Origin of the sequence: Paracoccus sphaerophysae (genome assembly GCF_000763805.1) — a bacterium.
GTDB classification, from domain to species: Bacteria; Pseudomonadota; Alphaproteobacteria; order Rhodobacterales; family Rhodobacteraceae; genus Paracoccus; species Paracoccus sphaerophysae.
The window spans coordinates 21,419-39,455 of sequence record NZ_JRKS01000025.1 but is presented as its reverse complement, the minus strand read 5'-3'; the positions used below and the strand labels follow the sequence as shown (position 1 = coordinate 39,455).

At 65.8% G+C, this 18,037-nt stretch carries 22 protein-coding genes and 2 pseudogenes; 7 read left to right on the top strand and 17 right to left on the bottom strand.

The window, feature by feature from the left end; translation table 11 throughout:
* From IC63_RS09200 to IC63_RS09180, 5 genes and pseudogenes are all read right to left on the bottom strand, one after another.
* A pseudogene (locus tag IC63_RS09200) lies at positions 1–259 on the bottom strand (plasmid partitioning protein RepB C-terminal domain-containing protein); the annotation flags it as partial.
* On the bottom strand, positions 256–1,164 hold the full coding sequence (locus tag IC63_RS09195; protein ID WP_036719393.1) for a plasmid partitioning protein RepB C-terminal domain-containing protein: 909 nt from the start codon (positions 1,162–1,164) through the stop codon (positions 256–258). The pseudogene IC63_RS09200 and the gene IC63_RS09195, both read right to left, overlap by 4 nt.
* Positions 1,164–1,751: pseudogene (locus IC63_RS09190) on the bottom strand (recombinase family protein); the annotation flags it as partial. The pseudogene IC63_RS09190 and the gene IC63_RS09195, both read right to left, overlap by 1 nt.
* Positions 1,684–2,223, bottom strand: coding sequence for a DUF3489 domain-containing protein (locus IC63_RS09185; RefSeq protein ID WP_084115689.1), 540 nt, complete (start codon positions 2,221–2,223; stop codon positions 1,684–1,686). The pseudogene IC63_RS09190 and the gene IC63_RS09185, both read right to left, overlap by 68 nt.
* A 95-nt stretch (positions 2,224–2,318) precedes the next feature.
* Positions 2,319–2,561, bottom strand: coding sequence for a hypothetical protein (locus IC63_RS09180; protein ID WP_052042063.1), 243 nt, complete (start codon positions 2,559–2,561; stop codon positions 2,319–2,321).
* Between the two features lie 121 nt (positions 2,562–2,682).
* Between IC63_RS09180 and IC63_RS09175 the strand changes: the two genes are divergently transcribed.
* From IC63_RS09175 to IC63_RS09160, 5 genes are all read left to right on the top strand, one after another.
* The gene (locus IC63_RS09175) at positions 2,683–3,153 is read left to right on the top strand and encodes a phage terminase small subunit P27 family (RefSeq protein ID WP_036719392.1); all 471 of its coding nucleotides are present in this window, start codon (positions 2,683–2,685) and stop codon (positions 3,151–3,153) included.
* 34 nt (positions 3,154–3,187) lie between these two features.
* Positions 3,188–4,909 (top strand): terminase large subunit, encoded by a 1,722-nt coding sequence (locus tag IC63_RS09170; RefSeq protein WP_052042062.1) that lies wholly within the window; start codon positions 3,188–3,190, stop codon positions 4,907–4,909.
* Positions 4,910–5,274: 365 nt separating this feature from the next.
* On the top strand, positions 5,275–5,631 hold the full coding sequence (locus IC63_RS18100) for a hypothetical protein (protein WP_134725741.1): 357 nt from the start codon (positions 5,275–5,277) through the stop codon (positions 5,629–5,631).
* Entirely contained in the window at positions 5,628–6,071 is a 444-nt protein-coding gene (locus tag IC63_RS09165; RefSeq protein ID WP_036700233.1) for a c-type cytochrome, read from the top strand. The genes IC63_RS18100 and IC63_RS09165 overlap by 4 nt, the downstream gene beginning before the upstream one ends.
* A 373-nt stretch (positions 6,072–6,444) precedes the next feature.
* Positions 6,445–7,101, top strand: a complete 657-nt coding sequence (locus IC63_RS09160) for a L,D-transpeptidase (protein WP_074826734.1) — start codon at positions 6,445–6,447, stop codon at positions 7,099–7,101.
* Between the two features lie 62 nt (positions 7,102–7,163).
* Here the strand turns inward: IC63_RS09160 and IC63_RS09155 are convergent, their stop codons facing one another.
* The 7 genes from IC63_RS09155 to IC63_RS09125 all read right to left on the bottom strand — a co-directional run bounded on the left by IC63_RS09155 (position 7,164) and on the right by IC63_RS09125 (position 12,281).
* Positions 7,164–7,679, bottom strand: a complete 516-nt coding sequence (locus IC63_RS09155; protein ID WP_036700235.1) for a L,D-transpeptidase family protein — start codon at positions 7,677–7,679, stop codon at positions 7,164–7,166.
* 23 nt (positions 7,680–7,702) lie between these two features.
* Positions 7,703–8,158 carry a DUF411 domain-containing protein gene (locus tag IC63_RS09150; RefSeq protein WP_036700310.1) on the bottom strand — a complete coding sequence of 152 codons (456 nt, stop codon included), beginning with the start codon at positions 8,156–8,158 and terminating at the stop codon, positions 7,703–7,705.
* 8 nt (positions 8,159–8,166) lie between these two features.
* Complete coding sequence (locus IC63_RS09145; protein WP_036700237.1) at positions 8,167–8,796, bottom strand: SCO family protein; 630 nt, start codon at positions 8,794–8,796, stop codon at positions 8,167–8,169.
* Positions 8,793–9,251, bottom strand: coding sequence for a copper chaperone PCu(A)C (locus IC63_RS09140; RefSeq protein WP_036700241.1), 459 nt, complete (start codon positions 9,249–9,251; stop codon positions 8,793–8,795). Before IC63_RS09140 ends, IC63_RS09145 begins: the two co-directional genes overlap by 4 nt.
* A 10-nt stretch (positions 9,252–9,261) precedes the next feature.
* On the bottom strand, positions 9,262–9,867 hold the full coding sequence (locus tag IC63_RS09135) for an SCO family protein (protein WP_231555239.1): 606 nt from the start codon (positions 9,865–9,867) through the stop codon (positions 9,262–9,264).
* A gap of 216 nt (positions 9,868–10,083) precedes the next feature.
* Positions 10,084–11,265: a ZIP family metal transporter gene (locus IC63_RS09130; RefSeq protein WP_036708058.1), complete on the bottom strand. Its 1,182-nt coding sequence runs from the start codon at positions 11,263–11,265 to the stop codon at positions 10,084–10,086.
* The gene (locus tag IC63_RS09125) at positions 11,262–12,281 is read right to left on the bottom strand and encodes a multicopper oxidase domain-containing protein (RefSeq protein WP_036719390.1); all 1,020 of its coding nucleotides are present in this window, start codon (positions 12,279–12,281) and stop codon (positions 11,262–11,264) included. The genes IC63_RS09130 and IC63_RS09125 overlap by 4 nt, the downstream gene beginning before the upstream one ends.
* A gap of 128 nt (positions 12,282–12,409) precedes the next feature.
* Here IC63_RS09125 and mntR point away from each other — a divergent pair, with 128 nt between their 5' ends.
* Positions 12,410–12,865, top strand: coding sequence for a manganese-binding transcriptional regulator MntR (gene mntR, locus IC63_RS09120; RefSeq protein ID WP_036700249.1), 456 nt, complete (start codon positions 12,410–12,412; stop codon positions 12,863–12,865).
* Between the two features lie 9 nt (positions 12,866–12,874).
* On the opposite strand, the gene IC63_RS09115 is transcribed toward mntR, so the two are convergent.
* The 5 genes from IC63_RS09115 to IC63_RS09095 are packed head-to-tail and all read right to left on the bottom strand — an operon-like array spanning position 12,875 to position 17,292.
* A complete protein-coding gene (locus IC63_RS09115) occupies positions 12,875–13,534 on the bottom strand; it encodes a DsbA family protein (RefSeq protein ID WP_036708053.1) in 660 nt (219 codons plus the stop codon).
* Positions 13,531–13,968 (bottom strand): disulfide bond formation protein B, encoded by a 438-nt coding sequence (locus IC63_RS09110; RefSeq protein WP_081962575.1) that lies wholly within the window; start codon positions 13,966–13,968, stop codon positions 13,531–13,533. The genes IC63_RS09115 and IC63_RS09110 overlap by 4 nt, the downstream gene beginning before the upstream one ends.
* Positions 13,955–14,440: a signal peptidase II gene (gene lspA, locus IC63_RS09105; protein ID WP_036700251.1), complete on the bottom strand. Its 486-nt coding sequence runs from the start codon at positions 14,438–14,440 to the stop codon at positions 13,955–13,957. Before lspA ends, IC63_RS09110 begins: the two co-directional genes overlap by 14 nt.
* Positions 14,437–15,060: a methyltransferase family protein gene (locus IC63_RS09100; protein WP_036708051.1), complete on the bottom strand. Its 624-nt coding sequence runs from the start codon at positions 15,058–15,060 to the stop codon at positions 14,437–14,439. Before IC63_RS09100 ends, lspA begins: the two co-directional genes overlap by 4 nt.
* Positions 15,061–15,063: 3 nt before the next feature.
* Entirely contained in the window at positions 15,064–17,292 is a 2,229-nt protein-coding gene (locus tag IC63_RS09095; RefSeq protein WP_052042061.1) for a heavy metal translocating P-type ATPase, read from the bottom strand.
* Positions 17,293–17,380: 88 nt separating this feature from the next.
* On the opposite strand from IC63_RS09095, the gene IC63_RS09090 reads away from it, so the two are divergent.
* A complete protein-coding gene (locus IC63_RS09090) occupies positions 17,381–17,818 on the top strand; it encodes a MerR family transcriptional regulator (protein ID WP_036700253.1) in 438 nt (145 codons plus the stop codon).
* The last annotated feature ends 219 nt before the right edge of the window (positions 17,819–18,037 follow it).

Here is an 18,037-nt window from a genome sequence, read left to right as displayed (position 1 = left end):
CGTCCTTCAGCGCCTCGATCCGCAGGTGGCCGTCCAGCAGCAACCAGGTCGCGGACTTGTCGGGGTTCCGGACGACGACGGGCGGCTCGACGATCCCGATCTGGGCGATGGAAGCCACGATCTGCCGATACTTCCGGCTGGATTTTGCGGACTTGCCGAGGGCGCGGAGCGGCAGGATAGCATCGATGGGGAGCGTGACGCAGTCGTCCTCGAACCCGAGCGTGACGCTCTTCAGGGTGTCGCGTGCTTCGCGCTTCATGCCGGAGCCCCGTCGGTCACGGGCCGCGCAAGGTCGGCAGGCATTGTCTCGAGCCCCTCCGCCCTGAGCAGGGTCATGAAATGCTCGTCCGCGCAGAGCTTCCGGAACGCCTCGCGCACGAACATCAGCCGACTCTGGGTGAGCTCGGCCTTCTTGATAAGCAGCTTCTGGCGCGTCGCCTCCTGCTGATACGCCCGCACAAGGCCCTCGCTCGTGAGCGCCCGTTTCGGAGGCTTGCGTCCGAGTTGGTTGCTGTGGATCTGCGGGCCCCGCAGTTCGCGCTGCTGGATCAGGCGGCGCACGAGCGCCAGCTTCCGACCCCGCAGCTTGTTCTGGGTGTAGGCGTCCATCAGTGCCTTCTGCGCGCCCTTGGCGTCCGTCTTGGAAATCTGGATGGCCAGATTCAGCGGGAGGACACCGGTCTCCACGGCCGAGACCAGGCGCTCCTCGCCTTTCTCCAACAGGCCGGCGATCATGTTCACATATTCGGTGGACACGCCGATCTTCTCGCCGATCTGGCGGTCGTTGTAGCCGCGCTGGCGGAGCGCGCCGATCTCGCGCATCAAGTCGATGGGGTTGTGCTGCCGCCGCGCGCAGTTTTCGACGAGGCTCATGACGAGGCAATCGCTTTCGTCGGCCTCGATAACGATGGCCGGGATGCGGTCCTGCTTCAGTTCGATGAAAGCCTCGAGGCGGCCCTGTCCGCAGACAAGGTCGTATTCCTGCGGATCTGTCCCGGCGCGCGGCGCGACGGTGATCGGGCGCTTCAGGCCGATGCGTTCGATGTTCTCCACCATCGCCTCGAAGGTGCGACGGTTGCGGACGCGGGGATTGAGAACACGGATCCGTTCGGTCGGGATCAGTGTCACCTGTTTCTGGCTCGTCGGCTCCATGTCGTCGGGCATCACGCCACCTCCGCGATCCTGGCCCGCGAGGCGAGCGCGTAGAAGAAATCGAGCGTGTCGAACCGGTACGCATCCAGCGCGAGCCCGTTCTGCTCGGCGAATTTCAGTTTCCCGAAAGTCATGTCGATGCTGGGAAGCACGTAGTAGTCGCGCGGTGCCTCGTTCACCTCGTCCATGCGCACGGCGATCGTGATGTCCGGTACAAGGCCAGTGTCGAGGCGGATGCGCCAGCGCAGCGACCCGGCCGCCGTCGCGGTGCAGCGGGCCAGAACGATGGACACAGTGAACTCGTCGTTCACGCGCACCAGATCGGTATCCGGGTCCTGCACAGCCCGCCCGCCGTGCCGGGTGATGCCGGCGATGATTTCGGCCACGACCTGCGGATGCGCCTGCCGCAGGGCTCGATTGACCTCGATGTAACTGTAGTCCCGGTCGGGTTCGTAGCCAATCAGTCGATAGGCGCGCAGCAGGCTGCCGAAGCGGCTGCGATAGGCGCTGGAGGACGGCAGATCATCCTCCTCATCGATGATCAGGCCCGACAGCATGCCCTGTCGCTTGAGGATGGCGCGCAGCGCGTCGAGCAGCTCTCCAGTCCAAGGCGACGACGATCTCGTCGATGGTCGCGCCGCTGTCGGCGCGGAGCATCTCGATCAGTTTCGCCTGCTTCGTGCCCGCGCGCGGCGTGCGCACCCTAGGCGCGGGCTCGGCCCCGGCCGGAGCGTCCTGCGGGGCCTCCGCACTCGGCGCCTCTTCGGCGCCCGTGGGCGCGCTGTCGGCGGCATCGGGCTCGATGCCGATGGCGGCGAGACCCGCATCGGTGATGTGCAGGAGGATGGCGCGGCCGTCCGCGTCGTTGCGCCAGACCCGGTTCAGCGCTGCGTCGGCCTTGGTCTGGCTGTCGGTCGTGGTCTCGGCGATCAGCCCGCGGGAGAGCAGTGCGCGCACCACCTTGGCGGCGGCGCCACCGCGGAGCGAGCCGGGGAGCGGCAGGACGTTGCGGTCCGCGCGCTGCGCGGCCGCGCTGAGGATCACGAGCTGGGTGTCGGAAAGCTTCGTCATCTGGGGTCGTCTCCGTGTCGGGGCCGCGACCGTCGCGACCCTTCTACGACCCCGAGCCGCGCGTCTGCGCGGCAGGAGTTCCGGGTGGCGCAGGATCAGCGGGCGTCGCCCTCACCGAAGGCCATGTCGGCGATCTCGCGCAGTCTGGCGCGGTAGTGGTTCAGGGTGCCGACGTGCCCCCAGTCGATCTCGTCGGGGTGAGCGCCGAAATGGTCGTCGCTCAGCGCCTGCAGCCGGGCGAGCATCTCGTCGATCTCGGCCTTTTGCGCGACGAAGGCCGCAAGGGCAGCCGGCCCGATCGGCTGGCGAGGTTTGGTGGTCGGGTCCGGGCGGGTCATCGGGTGGCTCCCTGGAGTGCATCGGCGTCCCGGCACCATCGCTCCGCGGCGCCCCGGAGTGTAGGCAAACCAGAGCAACATCATTGCTTCATGCGGAGGCGCAGCAGAAAGGATCAGGATCATGGCCGGCCGCAAGCCCCTTCCCACCCAGCTGAAGCTGGTGAAAGGCACGGCGCGGCCGCACCGGATGAACCCTGCCGAGCCGCAGCCGGTCGTGGCGGTGCCGCCGGCTCCCGATCACCTCGACGATGCGGCCGCCGCAAAGTTCACCGAACTGGCCGAGCTGCTGGCCCGGCACGGGGTGATGACGGAGCTCGATGCGGGGGCGCTGGCCCGCTACGCGGTGATCTGGCGGCGCTGGCTCGAGGCGGAGGCGGAGGTCAAGCGCCGCGGCCCGGTGGTCAAGACGGTGGGCGGCAACATCATCCAGAACCCGTTTCTGGCGGTGGCCAACAAGTGCCTGGCGCAGTTGGGCCAGATCGAGAGCGAGTTCGGGCTGACGCCCTCGAGCCGGACCCGCATCCGCACCGCGGCGCCGGCCGAGGCCCGCGACCCGTTCGAGGATTACCTGAACCGTGGCAGCAGCGCGTAAATCGAAGCCGGAAGGGAATGCACCGGCCTGTCCGGTGACCGCCTGGGCCCGCAAGGTGGTCGCGGGAAAGCTCGTGGCAGGACATCTCACCCGGCTGGCGTGCCAGCGGCACCTCGACGATCTGAAGCTCGGCAAGAAGCGCGGTCTCGCCTGGGATCGGGCTGCCGCCCTGCACGCGATCGAGTTCTTCAGCCACCTGCGACATTCGACTGGTGAATGGGCGGGCCAGCCCTTCGATCTGCAGCCTTGGCAGCAGTTCGCGGTGGGTTCCATCTTCGGCTGGAAGCGGGCGGATGGGCTGCGGCGGTTTCGCACCGCGTATGTGGAGGTGGCGCGCAAGAACGGCAAGTCGGCGCTGCTGGCCGGGATCGCACTCTATGCGCTGGTGGCCGATGGCGAGGCCGGCGCGCATGTCTATGCGGCCGCCACCACGCGGGATCAGGCCCGGATCGTGTTCGGCGAGGCCGAGCGCATGGTGGCGGCGAGCCCGGCGCTCTCGGCCCGGGTCACGCGCACCGTCAACAACCTCGCGGTACTGCCGACCGCGTCGTGGTTCCGGCCGCTCTCGGCCGACGCCAGCAAGATGGACGGCTTGAACGTGCACTTCGCGGCCGTGGACGAGGTGCATGAGCATTCGGGACCCGAGATCATCCAGAAGCTCAACACGGCAACGGGCGCGCGACGCCAGCCGCTGATCGTCGAGATCACCACCGCCGGCCACGACCGCCACTCGGTCTGCCGCCAGCATCACGAGTTCTCGGTTAAAACGTTGGAGGGCACGCTGCCGCAGGAGACGGCCGATCCCTGGTTCGCCTTCATCGCAACCATCGACGAGGGCGACGACTGGACCGACCCGAGGGTCTGGATCAAGGCCAATCCGAGCCTTGGCGTGACGGTGAAGCGCGATGACCTCAAGCGCCAGATCGACGAGGCGCGGGAGATGCCGGCGCAGCAGAACGCCATCCGGCGCCTGCGGCTGAACGAATGGACCGAGCAGGTCACCCGCTGGCTCGACATGGAGGTCTGGGCGGAGGGTGGACTGCCAGCAACCACCAGCGGAACTGACATCAGAGGGGAGCTCGCACGTCTGGAGCAACTGCTTGCGGGGCGCGAATGCTACGGCGGGCTGGATCTGGCTCGGGTCAACGACCTCTCGGCCTTCCTTCTGCTGTTTCCGCCGACGCGGGATGCGGCGTTCGGGAGCCTGGCCGAGAAGTGGATCGTGCTGTCGCGCTTCTGGGTACCGGAGGAGGACATCAGGCGCCGCGCCCGCCGTGACCGGGTGCCCTATGATGTCTGGCGCGACCAGGGGTTCCTGGTGGCCACCCCCAGCAACGCCACCGACTTCGCCTTCATCGAGGCGGAGATCGTCAACCTCGCCGGCCGCTTCGATCTGCGTGAGCTGGCCTACGACCGCACCTTCGCGGGCGAGATCGTCCAGCATCTGCAGGACGAGGGCATCAACCTCGTCCAGTTCGGCCAGGGGTTCCTGAGCATGGCTGCGCCCACGGCAGAGCTCGAGCGGCTCGCGGTCTCGCGGCTCCTCTGGCACGGGGGCCATCCGGTGCTGCGCTGGAATGCCTCGAACGTCGCCGTCCGCCATGACCCGGCCGGCAACATCAAGCCGGACAAAGAATGCTCATCGGAGCGCATCGACGGCATCGTGGCGCTCTGCAACGCGCTTGGCCGCGCCATGCTGCGCGATGAGACCGCCGGCCGCTCGGTCTATCAGGCCCGAGGGCCGATGCTGCTCTGACAGGAACACTGAATGTCTCTCTGGTCCCGTCTCCTTGGTGCGCGCGAGAGCGCGGCGCCCGCAGCGCCTCCACAGCCTCCGCCTGACCTGCAACCGCAGGCGGCGCTCGGGTCCTGGAGCGGCACGCTCGTCCACACCTCGGCGGAACTCGAACAGGTTCTCCGCGGCGGACGGCGCGGCCCATCCGGGGCAAGCCCGCTGAGCAAGGAGACTGGCATCACAAACTTCTGATCGCTCCTGCGCCCCTCTTTCAGATCGGCGGTTCGGCCGGGGATCAGCGCTGCCAGGCACGCATCTCCGCAACAGGCGAGCGTGTCATGGTTGTCATCGCTGGGCTCCTCCCCCACAGCCATCGAAGGAGCGTGATGCGGGACGGGGTCCGCCACGTTCGTCGCCGTCGGCGAAGATTCGGCGTGGACGGAGATGTGGGCATGACTGTGGGGCACCAGACTTCCGGCCGCCGCGCCATGGGCGATGAGCATGGCAGTTGCAAGAAGCGCCAGTGCGTTCGCAAGCTTCTGCCAGACGAATCCGGCTTTCGTCCGGGGGGTCCGCCGTTGCATCCTGTGGGAACGGCCGAGGAGGCGAAGTGTTCCGCTGATCATGGTGCTGCCGACATGCGTTCAGACCGTTTCTGCCATCAGTCTGCCGAAGTCACCGGCGACGAACAGCACGCGCGGATCGTGTTCCTGCAGGACTGGCTCGCCCAGCATGCCAAATGATGCTCCGGATACCAACCCTCATCGGCCTCACCGCGTCCGCGCTCATCGCCACCTGGATCCTTGTCGGGCTGCGGGCGGATGCGGAGAATGCCGAGACGATCGCACTGGGCCGCACCATTTACGAGACCCAGTGCGCCGCATGTCATGGCGCGCAGCTTGAGGGGCAGCCGGACTGGCAAATGCCTCTGCCCTCCGGGCGCCTGCCGGCTCCCCCGCACGACGCCACCGGCCACACATGGCATCATCCGGACGACATCCTGTTCCGGATCGTCAAGGAAGGCACCGCCGCCATCGTGGGAGGCGGATACGAGAGCGACATGCCCGGGTTTGCCGATGTCCTCAGCGACGCCGAGATCCGGGCCGTGCTCGCCTACATCAAGAGCACGTGGCCGGAACGCGAGCGGAGCTATCAGGCCGAGACGAGCGCGCGAGGCCGATAGATGGGTGGTCGGCGCGGTGTGGCAGGACATCATCCTCCTTGGGGTACGTCATTGTCGAGCTTGTGGCTCACGAAAGGGGCCTCCGTAGAACTCTTCGGTGACACTGCATTCTTCCCGCCCCCAGAAGCCGCGCGCGGGTGCAGCAGGCGCAACCAGTGCCCTCGACGACGTGGACGGCCAGCACGGCTGCAGCCCGTAGCGAAGGAGGCCACCTGAGGTGCAGCCCAGCCCAGCGCCAACACCAGGTCACGTCGACGTGAGACACTTCGCCTATCCGTCTCACGCAGGCGTTATGGGTCATGATCTCCATTGTTCTTGAAGGGCAGCAGTGGGCAGCTAGTATCGCAATGAAAACAATAGCGAAAGGTGGGGCATGACACAGGCAGATCGATCGAGCGGGCGCCGACAGTTCTTGACCGGACTGATGGCCACGGCGCTCGTCCTTCCGGCCGGACGGAGTTTCGCACAGAATATCGACCCTTATACCGGAATGCCTGTCTACGGTTCCGCCGGAGGGGCGGCCCCCGACCTCGGCGTGTTTCAGGTAGACCCGGACGCCGATCAACGCCGCAATCAGTCGTCATTTCGCGCGTGGCATTGGAGCGATTTCTATCCGAGTCTGGGAAAGGGCGTCATCCTTGCTGATGTGACCTCGCGGGCGCTGCATTACTGGTCTGCCGACGAATCGGTATACTTGTTGTTCCCTACAGCGGTACCCGTATCCGAGGATCTGACCCGCAGAGGAAAGACCGAGATCGTCAGAAAAGCGGAAAACCCTCCGTGGACCCCGACCCCGAGCATGCGCGAGAGAGATCCTTCGCTGCCGCAACGCGTCGAAGGAGGCGTGCCAGAAAATCCGCTGGGCGTCCGCGGCCTTTATCTTTCATGGCCTGCATATCTGATTCACGGAACCCACGACACCCGGAAGATCGGCCGCAAATCGTCGAACGGATGCTACGGTCTTTATAACGAGCATGTCCTGAAACTCTACGAGGTCGCCGAGATAGGCACACAGGTCGCGGTCTTCTGATCTACCATCGAAGGGCGGAGCCGGAGACATCTCCGGCCCGCCCTCACCTACGAGCCATGATATCAGGGGTAAATCATCACCGGCACCCCGAGGCGCAGCATCGCGAAGATATCTTCGACCTCGTCGTCGCTGACCGTGATGCAGCCCGCCGTCCAGTCCCGCTTCTGTCTGACCAGACGCTTTCCCTCCGGCCCGCGGCCATGGATCATGATATCACCGCCCGGATCCAATCCGAACTGCTCCGCAAAAGCTCGGTCCCGCTCATTCGGATAGGAAATCCCCACTGAAAGATGGTATCGACTGCGCGGATTGAAACGGTCGATGTAATAGAGGCCCTCCGGGGTCTTTCCGTCGCCTTCAAACTGCTTGTGGCCGATGGGCTCGTTTCCCAGTCCGAAGTCATACGATTTCAGGACCGTCTGCCCGCTGAGCAGGTACATTCGGCGCCGCTCCTTCTGAACGACGACCTGTGTCACCGGAGGCCCCAGGTACCTCTTCAAGACGGGGGGTTGCGTGCCGCACGCGGCCAGAGCCGCGAGCATCGTGAGCGAAAAATGACGGCGGTTCGGTCGAAGCATCGGCAATTTATATCATCCGGAGATTATTGCGCGGCGGGGTAGTGCGAGAACACCTCAACCGAGCCATCCCGCTTAACAAGATTGACGTCGTAGGCTTTACGCTTGTTTTCGGGTCCCATCCCGGGACTGCCATAGGGCATTCCGGGAACCGCGAGCCCTGCGGCATCCGGCCTCTCTTTCAGAAGGCGCTCGATGTCGGCCGCGGGGACATGGCCTTCTATGAAATAGCCGTCGATCTCTCCCGTATGGCACGACAACTGACTGGTCGGGACGCCCAAGTCCATTTTGTGCCGGATCAGAAGAGCACCGTAGCGTTCCTCGGATGTCACCTCGAAGCCGTTCTGGCGCAGATACTCGGTCCACTGGGAACAGCATTCGCAGCCGGTCCCTTCGACCACATGGACCGTTCCGCGATCGGCGGCCATGGCGGCCGAGGTCGTCGTCAGCAGGACCGCTACGCCCTGCGTGAAGCGTCGAATACGATCAATCATGGTTGCTCCTTTTTCATGGCCCGCCGGATCTTGGGAACGGCGAACCTTCGGTCCTCGTGAAAGTCGATGATGCTGCCAAAGCTTCCGTCGGCCCGGAACAGGAACACACCGGCAGTATGATTCATGGTGTAGTCACCGTTTACGTCCTCGATGCGCTCTGCCTTCGCGCGGAAGTCGCCAAGAATGCGGGCGACCTCGCCTGGCTCTCCGGTCACACCGACGATGCGCGGATCGAAATAGCCGAGGTAGTCCGCAAGAACCTCCGGCGTGTCACGCTCGGGGTCCACAGAGATCAGAGCCACGTTGAGGCGGTCGGCGTCTGGCCCCAGCTCCTCCAGCCAGAGCGAGATGTCCGAGAGCGTGGTGGGGCAGACGTCGGGGCACCAGGTGAAGCCGAAGAAAACCAGGCTCGGCCTGCCGACCCAGTCCGAGATCGTCACCCGACGGCCCCGATGGTCCGTGAGCGTGACGTCCATTTCGCCCAGCGGTCGAGGCAGGTTGCGGGTAGGGCTCGCCGGCTGCGCCGCGCCGGGCCCGTCCACTTGCCACCAGCCCAGACCCAGCGCGCCGGCGCCGAGTGCCGTGACCGCGCCCGCGCCGAGAAGGAGCCGGCGCGAGAGGCTCATTCCGCAGGTCCCGTGGCGCCCGGTCCGAACACATGCACCTCCACCGTGACCTCGCCCGCGGCCTCGAAGGCGAGCGTCAGCGGGAAGGTGGCACCCTCCCGGAGAGGTGTGGCCAGTTCCATCAGCATGACGTGCATCCCGCCCGGCTCGAGTGTGAGTTCGCCGCTCGCGGGGATCTCGGCCGCCTCCACATGGGCCATCCGGGAGATGCCCTCGGAAAGGGTGGTCTCGTGCAGCATGGTCATGGTCGAGACCGGCGAGGACAGGCCGATCAGGCGATCGCCCTCGTCGCCGAAGTTGCGGACGGTGAAGTAGGCGGCGCCCGGCCGCGAGGTACCGATCGAGGCGCGTGCCCAGGCCGCGTCGATCTCAAGGTTGCCCTGCCGGACGGGTTCTGCTTGGGCGAGGCCGGCGGAAAGGCCGAAGGCAAAAACGGCAATAACAGGGAGCTTCATGGTGATGTTCCTAGAGGCGGTTCTGGAGGTCGGCAAGGATGTCGGCGGCGGGCGTGCCATAGGTGAACTGACGCAGCCAGTCCCCCTCCGGCCCGATGAGGTAAAGCGCGGGGCTGTGCGACATGGAATAGCCGTCGGGCGCGGCGGCATCGTCTTCGCGCGCGTAGTGAATGCGGAAGCTGTCCGCCGCAGCCCGGGTCTGGTTCGCATCCCCGGCAAGCCCGAGGATGGTGGGATGGAAGGCAGCGGTGAATTCGGCAATACCCAGCCTGCGGTCGCGCTCGGGGTCGATGGATATGAAGAGCGGCTGCACTTGCGTGGCCTCGTCGCCCAGATCGTCCATGACCTGAGCGACATCGGCCAGCGTCGTGGGGCAGACGTCGGGGCAATTGGTGAACCCGAAGAAAACCAGAATGTGTTTCCCCCCGAATTCCGTCGGGGTCCGCAGGCGCCCTTCGGCGTCGGGGAGTGCGAAGGTGGGACGGAACGGGGCCTCGACCACCGGCGCGGGCAAACGGTCTGCAATCAGAAACATCGTCCCGTAGCCCAGCATGGCAATACCCGCCGCCGCCCAGAGGCTTTTTTGCAGCCGTGTCAATCGCATCCGATCCGTCACTCCTCTTCTTGCGTCCTCCCTAAAGCCTCCAGTGACGTGAGGTTCAAGAGCGAACTCCTGTCGTCACACAACGGTGAGCCGTCGGCGGAGCAGAACGCTGCGCAGAAAGCTCATGTTCACGGCGACGATTGTGTCAGCGACAAGCGCGCGGATTGCGCCCGGCAAAAGCCGGTGTGCCGGATCTCGCCATGATCCGACGCCGGGGAATGGTCCGGGTCACACCTTGATCAGCGCCGCCGTCGCGTACATGAAGGCGAGCCCGCCAAGAAATCCGCCAAGAACGGCGGGGGAAAACAGTGCCGCTTGCCGGTCGCTGTTCTGACGCATCAGGTAGGCGCTGACCTCGACCATGACCTGCAGGATCGCACCGGCCCCGACCGCCAGCGCCAAGGCCGACCATTGCGGCGCATAGGCCAGACTGCCCGTCCACATTCCCAGCACGGCCGGGCCGCCAGCCAGAAGCGTCAGGGCTGCGAAGGTCCAGAGCGGCGGTCGAATCCGCAGCATCGGCGCTGCAATGCCGATCCCCTCGGTCACATTGTGCAGCGCAAAGCCGAGGACGAGGAACGTGCCAAGCCCCGCCGATCCGGCGGCAAAGGCGCCCCCGATCGCCAGCCCCTCGCCAAAGTTGTGCAACCCGATCCCGAGGGCGATGTAGAAGGCGAGCGCCAGACCCTCCGGTTGGCCGCGCCAGCGTCCGATCGCCATCAGCAGCAGAAAGCACGCCAAGGCCGTCAGCCAGACCATGGCCGAGCCTTGGAACAATGCGGCGGCTCCGGCTGAAAGCTCCAGCGCCTCTAAGGTCATGTCGATGAGCAGGAAGGCCAGCAGCCCGACGGTCAGCGCGAGCAGGAAGTTCATCCCGGTCCGCCCGACACCGCGCATCGCCGGATAGAACATCAGGCCGAGCGCCACGGGCAACAGGCCGACAATCGCCCCGACCAGCGCCTGAATGCGCAGCTGGCCCGCCGTGGCCTTCGGCGTCGGCACGGCTACGGCGATTTCATGTTCAAACGCCGTGCCGGTGTTGGACAGCAGCGCCACACGATGCGCCTCACCCAGCACCCATGGGTAAGGGATGCGAACCCAGACGGCAGTGCCACGCGCGACGGCCCCCGGAGGGGCCTGCGTGAACGTCCAATAGGCATCGTCGACGGCAACCTGCGCAATCTGCATGGCCTCTGAACCGCCCGCGCGCACCAGAATCTGGATGCCGGTCTCGTCCAGAATCGTCCGCTCCACCGTCAGCGCCTCGACCGGAGGCGCGCCATTGTTGAAACTGCGGAGGGGATCGAGCGACGCGATCCAGACGAAGGCGCCAAGCATGACCGCCAGCGGCACAAACAGAAGCAGCAGCCGGATCATTGCGGGGCGGGTGGGTTGGCTCTGGTCGCTCATGCTTCTGGCCCCCGAACGTCGAACATCCCGACCCAACCAAGCTCGGTGAATTCGGACTGGTGGGCGTGGAACATGTACATGCCGTCCTCGTGCTCGGCGAAGCTGAACTCGAGGATCCCGCGCTGCGCCTGACACTGCATGATCAGATCGACCGTGCGCAGCGTCGGCGTCAGGGTGGTGCCGGTATCGTAGTAGTCAAAGAAATTCGCATGCAGGTGCAACGAGTTGATCGGGTCGAACTCGGTCACGTTCACCAGATAGATGCGCACAGGCCGCGACTTGTCGATGCGGATCGGCGCGTTCATGTAGGCCTGGCCCACGGTGTTGACCGCGTAAATCTCGTTTGCTCCGTCGAAGTTGGTGTCGAAGGCGTTCATCACCATCGCCAGTTCCTGCCATCGAGCATTCTCGGGGCTGCCGAGCACGCGCGAGGCTGCCACGGCCGCATTCTCGGGGTGCCGGGCGGGATCGGGGTCAATCACGAACAGGCCATACATGCCCTTGTGAATGTGCCGCTTCAGCGGCAGGGCGTGGCAATGATAGAGGTGGCATCCGAACGGCTTGGCGTCGAACTCGTAGATGAACTCTTCGCCGGGACCAATCAAACCGGCACCAGGAACGCCGTCCATTCCCGCCGAATGGATGCCGTGGAAGTGCATCGAATGCGGGTGCGATCCATAGTTGCGGAAGATGATCCGCAACCGCTCGCCTTCCTTCGCCCTCAGTGCCGGTCCGGGCACGCGGTCATTGAAGGTCCAGGCCGGAAAGAAGATGCCGGGCGCGATCTCGATCTCCCGGTCGATGGCAGCGACTTCGAAGGTGCGCAGCGTTCGGCCATCGGGCAAAAGATCGGTCAGGCCCGTTTCCCACTCCGTCAGCATGGTTGTCGGGTCGAAGCCGTTCCGGTCGTGATCGACCACACCGACCGTTGTCATGTTGCCATGCGCCATGCCGGGCATGGGTGCTGCATAGGGGTCGGTCGGCATGGCGCGCATCGCGCGCTTGCTTCCGGACATTGGCAGTCATGGGGAAGGCTTTCCCTGTGGGCAGCACGCCAAAGCCTCGGCGCGACAAGTTAGACAAGGCTAATAATCATCCCTGTGGCTTTACGTGTCAATCCGGTTCGTGCGAGACTGGAAGGATGATGGCTGATGACCACACTGAAGCAGAAGCTCTCGAGCCCGAGGCGCGCCCCGCCGACCCACGCGCGGAGGCGTTCCAAGGGGTGCGAGAGGCGCGGCGCAACGAATTGGCGGAAGACTACGTCGAACTGATCGCGGAACTGATCCACGAACACGGCGAGGCACGGCCGGTCGATATCGCGACCAAGATGGGTGTCACGGCGCCCACCGTCGCCAAGACACTCGGCCGTCTGGCCCGGGACGGCCTGATCACCCGCGCCAAGTACCGCTCGGTCTTTCTGACGGAAGAGGGCCGGGCGCTGGCCCGGGAATGCCAACAGCGGCACGAGATCGTGTTGCGGTTCCTGCTCAGTCTTGGTCTTGATCCCGAGACAGCCGAGCGCGATGCCGAAGGGATCGAGCATCACGTGAGCGAGCGAACGCTCGCCTTGTTCGCGGCCTTTGCCGACCGTTCCTGAGCCTTCCGTTCAGGCATTCTCCACGGCAGATCGCACAGCGGCGACAAGGCTTTCCGCGCTGAAGTTTTCCAGTCGCGTGCCGTTCAGAAAGAACGTCGGCGTCTGGCCGACGCCGAGGGCTTCAACATCGGCCATGTCCTGATTGAGGATGCCGGTGATCCCCGGAAACAGCCTGTCGCTTTCGGCCCGCTCGAGGTCGAGGCCAGCAGCTCCCGCGACCTGCCAGGCCACGTCCAGTCTCGGCATGCCATGCACTGCCCACTGGGGTTGCCGCTCCAGCAGCGCATCAAGCACCGGTTCGAGCTTGTCCTGCATCCGCGCGGTTTCGAGGATGCGCACCGCTTCGTCCGAGCCTTCGTGGAACACCGTGTAGCGCAGCACGACCCGGACCTGCTTCGGGAACTGCCGCCGGATTTCCTGCACCACCGGATGATAGGCTCGGCAGGCTTCGCAGGAGGGGTCGAAGAACTCGACCAAGGTAACCGGAGCATCCTCGGGGCCGAAGCTGGGGGAATGGGCGCGGATCAGAAGGGATGGATCCACCGCGGGGGTGGCGGCAGCGAGCGCTTCGGCCTCGGCCTGACGCTGGCGGTTCAGGATGGACGCACCGCCGCCGAATGCGACAAGCCCAAGAGCCGGAGCCCCGATCAAGAGAGTGCGGCGGTTCATATGCGGTTTCCTTTGGGCAAGATGAGACAGGCAAGGATCGCGGCAAAGGCTGCCAGCGACAGGTAGGGAATAGGCAGGCCCAGAATGATCTGCGCCGGACCAGAGCAGGACGGGCCATCCTTGGTGCAGGGTGCGATGTCCTGCGGGATTAGCCCCATGTAAAGCCCGGAATGCCAGGCGGCCAACGCCAGACCCGCCAGCGCCAGCGGCAGGGCGTATGGGCGGGCCATGCCGTCGCTTCGCCACAGCGACAGGCCAAGGATCGGCACCAGCGGGAACATGGCGATGCGCTGATACCAGCAGAGCGTGCAGGGCGTCTGTCCCAGCACCTCGCCGATGAAGAGCGCGCCAAGTGTTGCCGCCAGCGCGATCAGGAATGCGGCCGTAAGGTGCAAGTCGTCGTGGGACAGGCTCTGTACGTCAGTGTTGGTCAAGAACAGGCTCCTTGCGACGGCGTGCGGGAAGAGAGGCTGCGAGGATGCACACCGCGCCAAGCGTGATGGCAATATCCGCGACGTTGAACGTCGGCCAATGCCAGTCGCGCCAATAGAGGTCGAGGAAGTCGGTCACGGCGCCCTGCCGCAGCCGGTCGATGATGTTGCCAAGCGCACCGCCAACGACCAGCGCAAGACCGGCCCGCTCGAACGGGCGCGGCGCCCGGACTGCCATGACGGCGAAGATCAGGGTCAGAAATCCTGTCAGGGCCGCCATCAGCAGTGGCTTGCCCGCCATTACGTCCGACAGCATGCCGAAGCTCGATCCCTCGTTGAAGCCGAGCGTCAGGCTGAAGCCGGGAAGAACGGGAACCGTCTCGTCGCGAGAGAGCAGCGCCAGCGCCGCCGCCTTCGTCAGTTGATCGGCCAGCGTGGTGATACCGATCAGGGCAACGATCAGCCGGGTGCTCATTTGACGCTCCTGCGGCGCAAGCCGATCCAGCGCGGGACTGAAGCCGCGTAGCGCTCATACTCCGCGCCAAGGGACTGGCGCAGGACAGCTTCCTCGGACCGGATCTGCAAGGAGGCCGATCCGAGGAAGAGCAGCGGCGCAAGGATCGTCGGGAGTGAAGGGATTGCGAAGCCGACGCCCGCAAGCAGCGCGAACTGCCCGAGGAAGGTCGGATTGCGGCTGAACCGGTAAAGCCCGCCCGAGACGAGATCGCCCGTGGCATCGCTTGCGACCCCGACGCGCCACGATGTGCCCATCGACATCTGCGCGGCAAAAGCCACCATCGCGCCGACCCCGGCGAGGAACACGCCAACCGCACCAAGCGCAGCCACCTCTCCCTCGGTCCAGAGCGGGTCGGCCTTGTGCAGGATCGGCCAGGCCAGCCAGAAGAGTGGCCCGAACAAGGCGACGACGAAGGCCGCACGAAAGCCGAAGGCCGCCCAGCGGTCGCGTCCGGACGCCCGCCCGAAAAGCCAGACAGAGCGGCCAGATGCATCTGCCGCGATGGCGATGCCCCAGAGGAACAGCGCCAGATAGCCGAAGATCAGGACCAGGACGGCCCAGCCAAAGCCGGAGATCATGCGTCATGCCTCGCGTTCGGGCTTGAAAGCGAGAAGCCGCAGCGCATTGAGCGTGACCAGCACCGTTGCGCCGGTATCGGCGAGGATGGCAATCCAGAGCCCGGTGATCCCGAGGATGGTCGTCACCAGAAACACCGCCTTGAGGCCGAGCGCGATCGCCACGTTCTGCCGGACGTTGGCCATTGCCGCACGGGCGAGCCGGATCATCGCCGGGATATCGATCACCCGGTCGCGAAGGATCGCCGCATCGGCGGTTTCCAAGGCCACGTCGGTTCCTGACCCCATAGCCACGCCGACATCCGCCTGTTTCAGCGCGGGGGCGTCGTTGATCCCGTCGCCGATCATCATCACGCCACCGTGCTCGCTCATGTCGCGGATCGCCGTGAGCTTGTCCTCGGGCATCATGTCGGCCTGGAACTCCATGCCGAGGCCCCCGGCAATGGCAGCGGCCGTGCGCGGATTGTCTCCGGTCAGGATGACCGGGGCGACACCCATGTCCTTGAGCTGCCGGACCGCCTCGGCCGCGTCCTTGCGGGGTTCGTCGCGCATGGCGATCAGGCCGAGCGGGGTCTTTTCACGGAACACCGCAACGGCGGTCTTGCCCTCTTCTTCGAAGACGGTGGCCTGGCGCAGGCCAGGATCGTCGAGGCCGCCGTTCTCCATCGCATGGCGGGGGGAGGTCACCCAGGCCGCTGCGTCCCCGACTGTCGCGATCACGCCCTTGCCCATCAGCGCCCTGGCATCGCGCGACGGCAGGGCTGCAACGCCCGCTTCCGTGGCCTTGTTCAGGATGGCGATGGCCAGCGGATGGCTGGATCCGGTCTCGACGCCCGCCGCCACGGCCAGAAGCTCGGCCTCGGTGGTGGCGCCGAAGGTCACGATATCGGTAACCATCGGCCGCCCGTGGGTCAGGGTGCCGGTCTTGTCGAAGGCGATGCGGCTGACCTTCGAGGCCGCCTCGATCACCGCGCCACCCTTCATCAGCAAGCCGCGCCGCGCGCCGGTGGATAGCGCCGAGGCGATTGAGGCCGGAACCGAGATGACCAGCGCGCAGGGGCAGCCGATCAGCAGAAGCGCAAGGCCACGATAAATCCAGGTATCCCAAGGCTGAGCGAAGGCCAGCGGCGGCACCAGCACGACCAGCGCCGCCACGGTGACGATGGCGGGCATGTACCAGCGGCTGAAGCGGTCGATGAAGCGTTCGGTCGGCGCGCGGGCCTCCTCGGCTTCTTCGACCAGACGGATGATGCGGGCGATGGTGTTGTCCTCGGCCGCCTTCGTGACCATTACGCGCAGCACGGCCTCGGTGTTGATCGACCCGGCAAAGACCGGATCGCCCGGCCCCCGCGTTTTCGGCATGCTCTCGCCGGTGACCGGGCTTTCGTCGATGCCGGATGTGCCCTTGGCGATCTCGCCATCCGCCGGGACGCGGTCGCCGGGGCGGACGAGCACGAACTGCCCGACCCGCAGGCTGGCGGCCGGAACCTCTTTCGTGACGCCATTCAGTTCAAGAAATGCGGTCTTCGGCACCAGATTGGCCAGAGCCCGAATGCCGTCCCGGGCCTTGCCCGCCGCGACACCTTCCAGAACCTCGCCGACCGCGAACAGGAACACGACCAGTGCCGCCTCCTCGGCCGCGTCGATGAAAAGGGCGCCGATGGCAGCCACGGTCATCAGGCTTTCGATGGTGAACGGTTGGCCCAGCCGCAGGGCGGCAAAGGCGCGTTGCGCCACCGGTGCCACGCCGATCAGGCAGGCGGCGACAAAGGCCCACTTGCCGAACTGAGGCGCCAGCAACTCTATGCCCCAGGCCACCGCCAGTAGGAGAGCGGTAAAGATGACGAGCTTGCCCTTGCCCGTCTGATACCAGCGCTTGCCGCGGTCTGCCGGGTCGTCATGGACATGGCTGGGGCTGCCGTGGCCGCTTTCGTCTCGTGTCGCGGCCGTGCCGGCCTTCGGGCCGCCGGGCATCACAAACTCGTTCTTGGCCGCCGCGGCGCGTGGTGCGATGCCGTATCCAAGGGCCCGGACCGTCTTTTCAACCTTGTCGCGGCCGGTCTGCGCCTCGTCCAGGGTCAGGCGCAGACGCTCGGACATGATGCCGACCTCCACGCCGCTGACGCCGGGGAGGCGCCCGACCGCATCCTTGATCTTGGTCGCGCAGGAGCCGCAATCCATGCCCGAAACGGTCCAGTCGCAGGCCGTCGCTGTTTCCACGTCGGTTCCCGTCATCGTCTTTCCTTCGCCCCGATCGGGCAGTTGCCTTCATCGAATCGGGAACTTAATGTCTCTAGCTACTGTAGCTTCAAGAGGGAATCTGATGCTCACCATCGGAAAACTGGGTGAGGCGGCCGGGGTGAAGGTGCCGACCATCCGCTACTACGAGCAGATCGGCCTCCTGCCCGAGCCGGAGCGCAGCGCCGGCAACCAGCGTCTATACGGAAAGTCCGCACAGGATCGGCTGGCTTTCATTCGCCACGCGCGCGAACTCGGGTTTCCGCTGGACGCCATCCGCGACCTTCTGAGCCTCTCCGACCAGCCCGACCAATCCTGCGCAGCCGCCGACATCATCGCGAAGGAGCAACTCGCTGCGGTGAAGGCCCGGATCGCGCAGCTGACGGCGCTGGAAGCCGAGCTGGAGCGGATGATCCGGCAATGCGCACAAGGGACCATCGCCGACTGCCGCGTAATCGAGTCGCTGAGCGACCATTCCCACTGCGCACATGACCACGACGTGCCGACGGCGGCGGCTGAATGACGGCGCTGCCGACCTTGACGATCTATGCCGCCGCGGCTTTGGCGCGAGATCGCGGGCTGTTTCGCCATTGTGGCGCCTCGGCGCCTCCGCGGCTTCGCTCGGGCCGGGCGTGGCGAGCCTGATCGCCTTCGGCCGGTTCCTGGCGCAGATCGACTCCGAAGCGTCTGCATCGTGGCGTCGATCCTCTGGACGTGGCTGGCCGAGCGACCCGATCGCCCG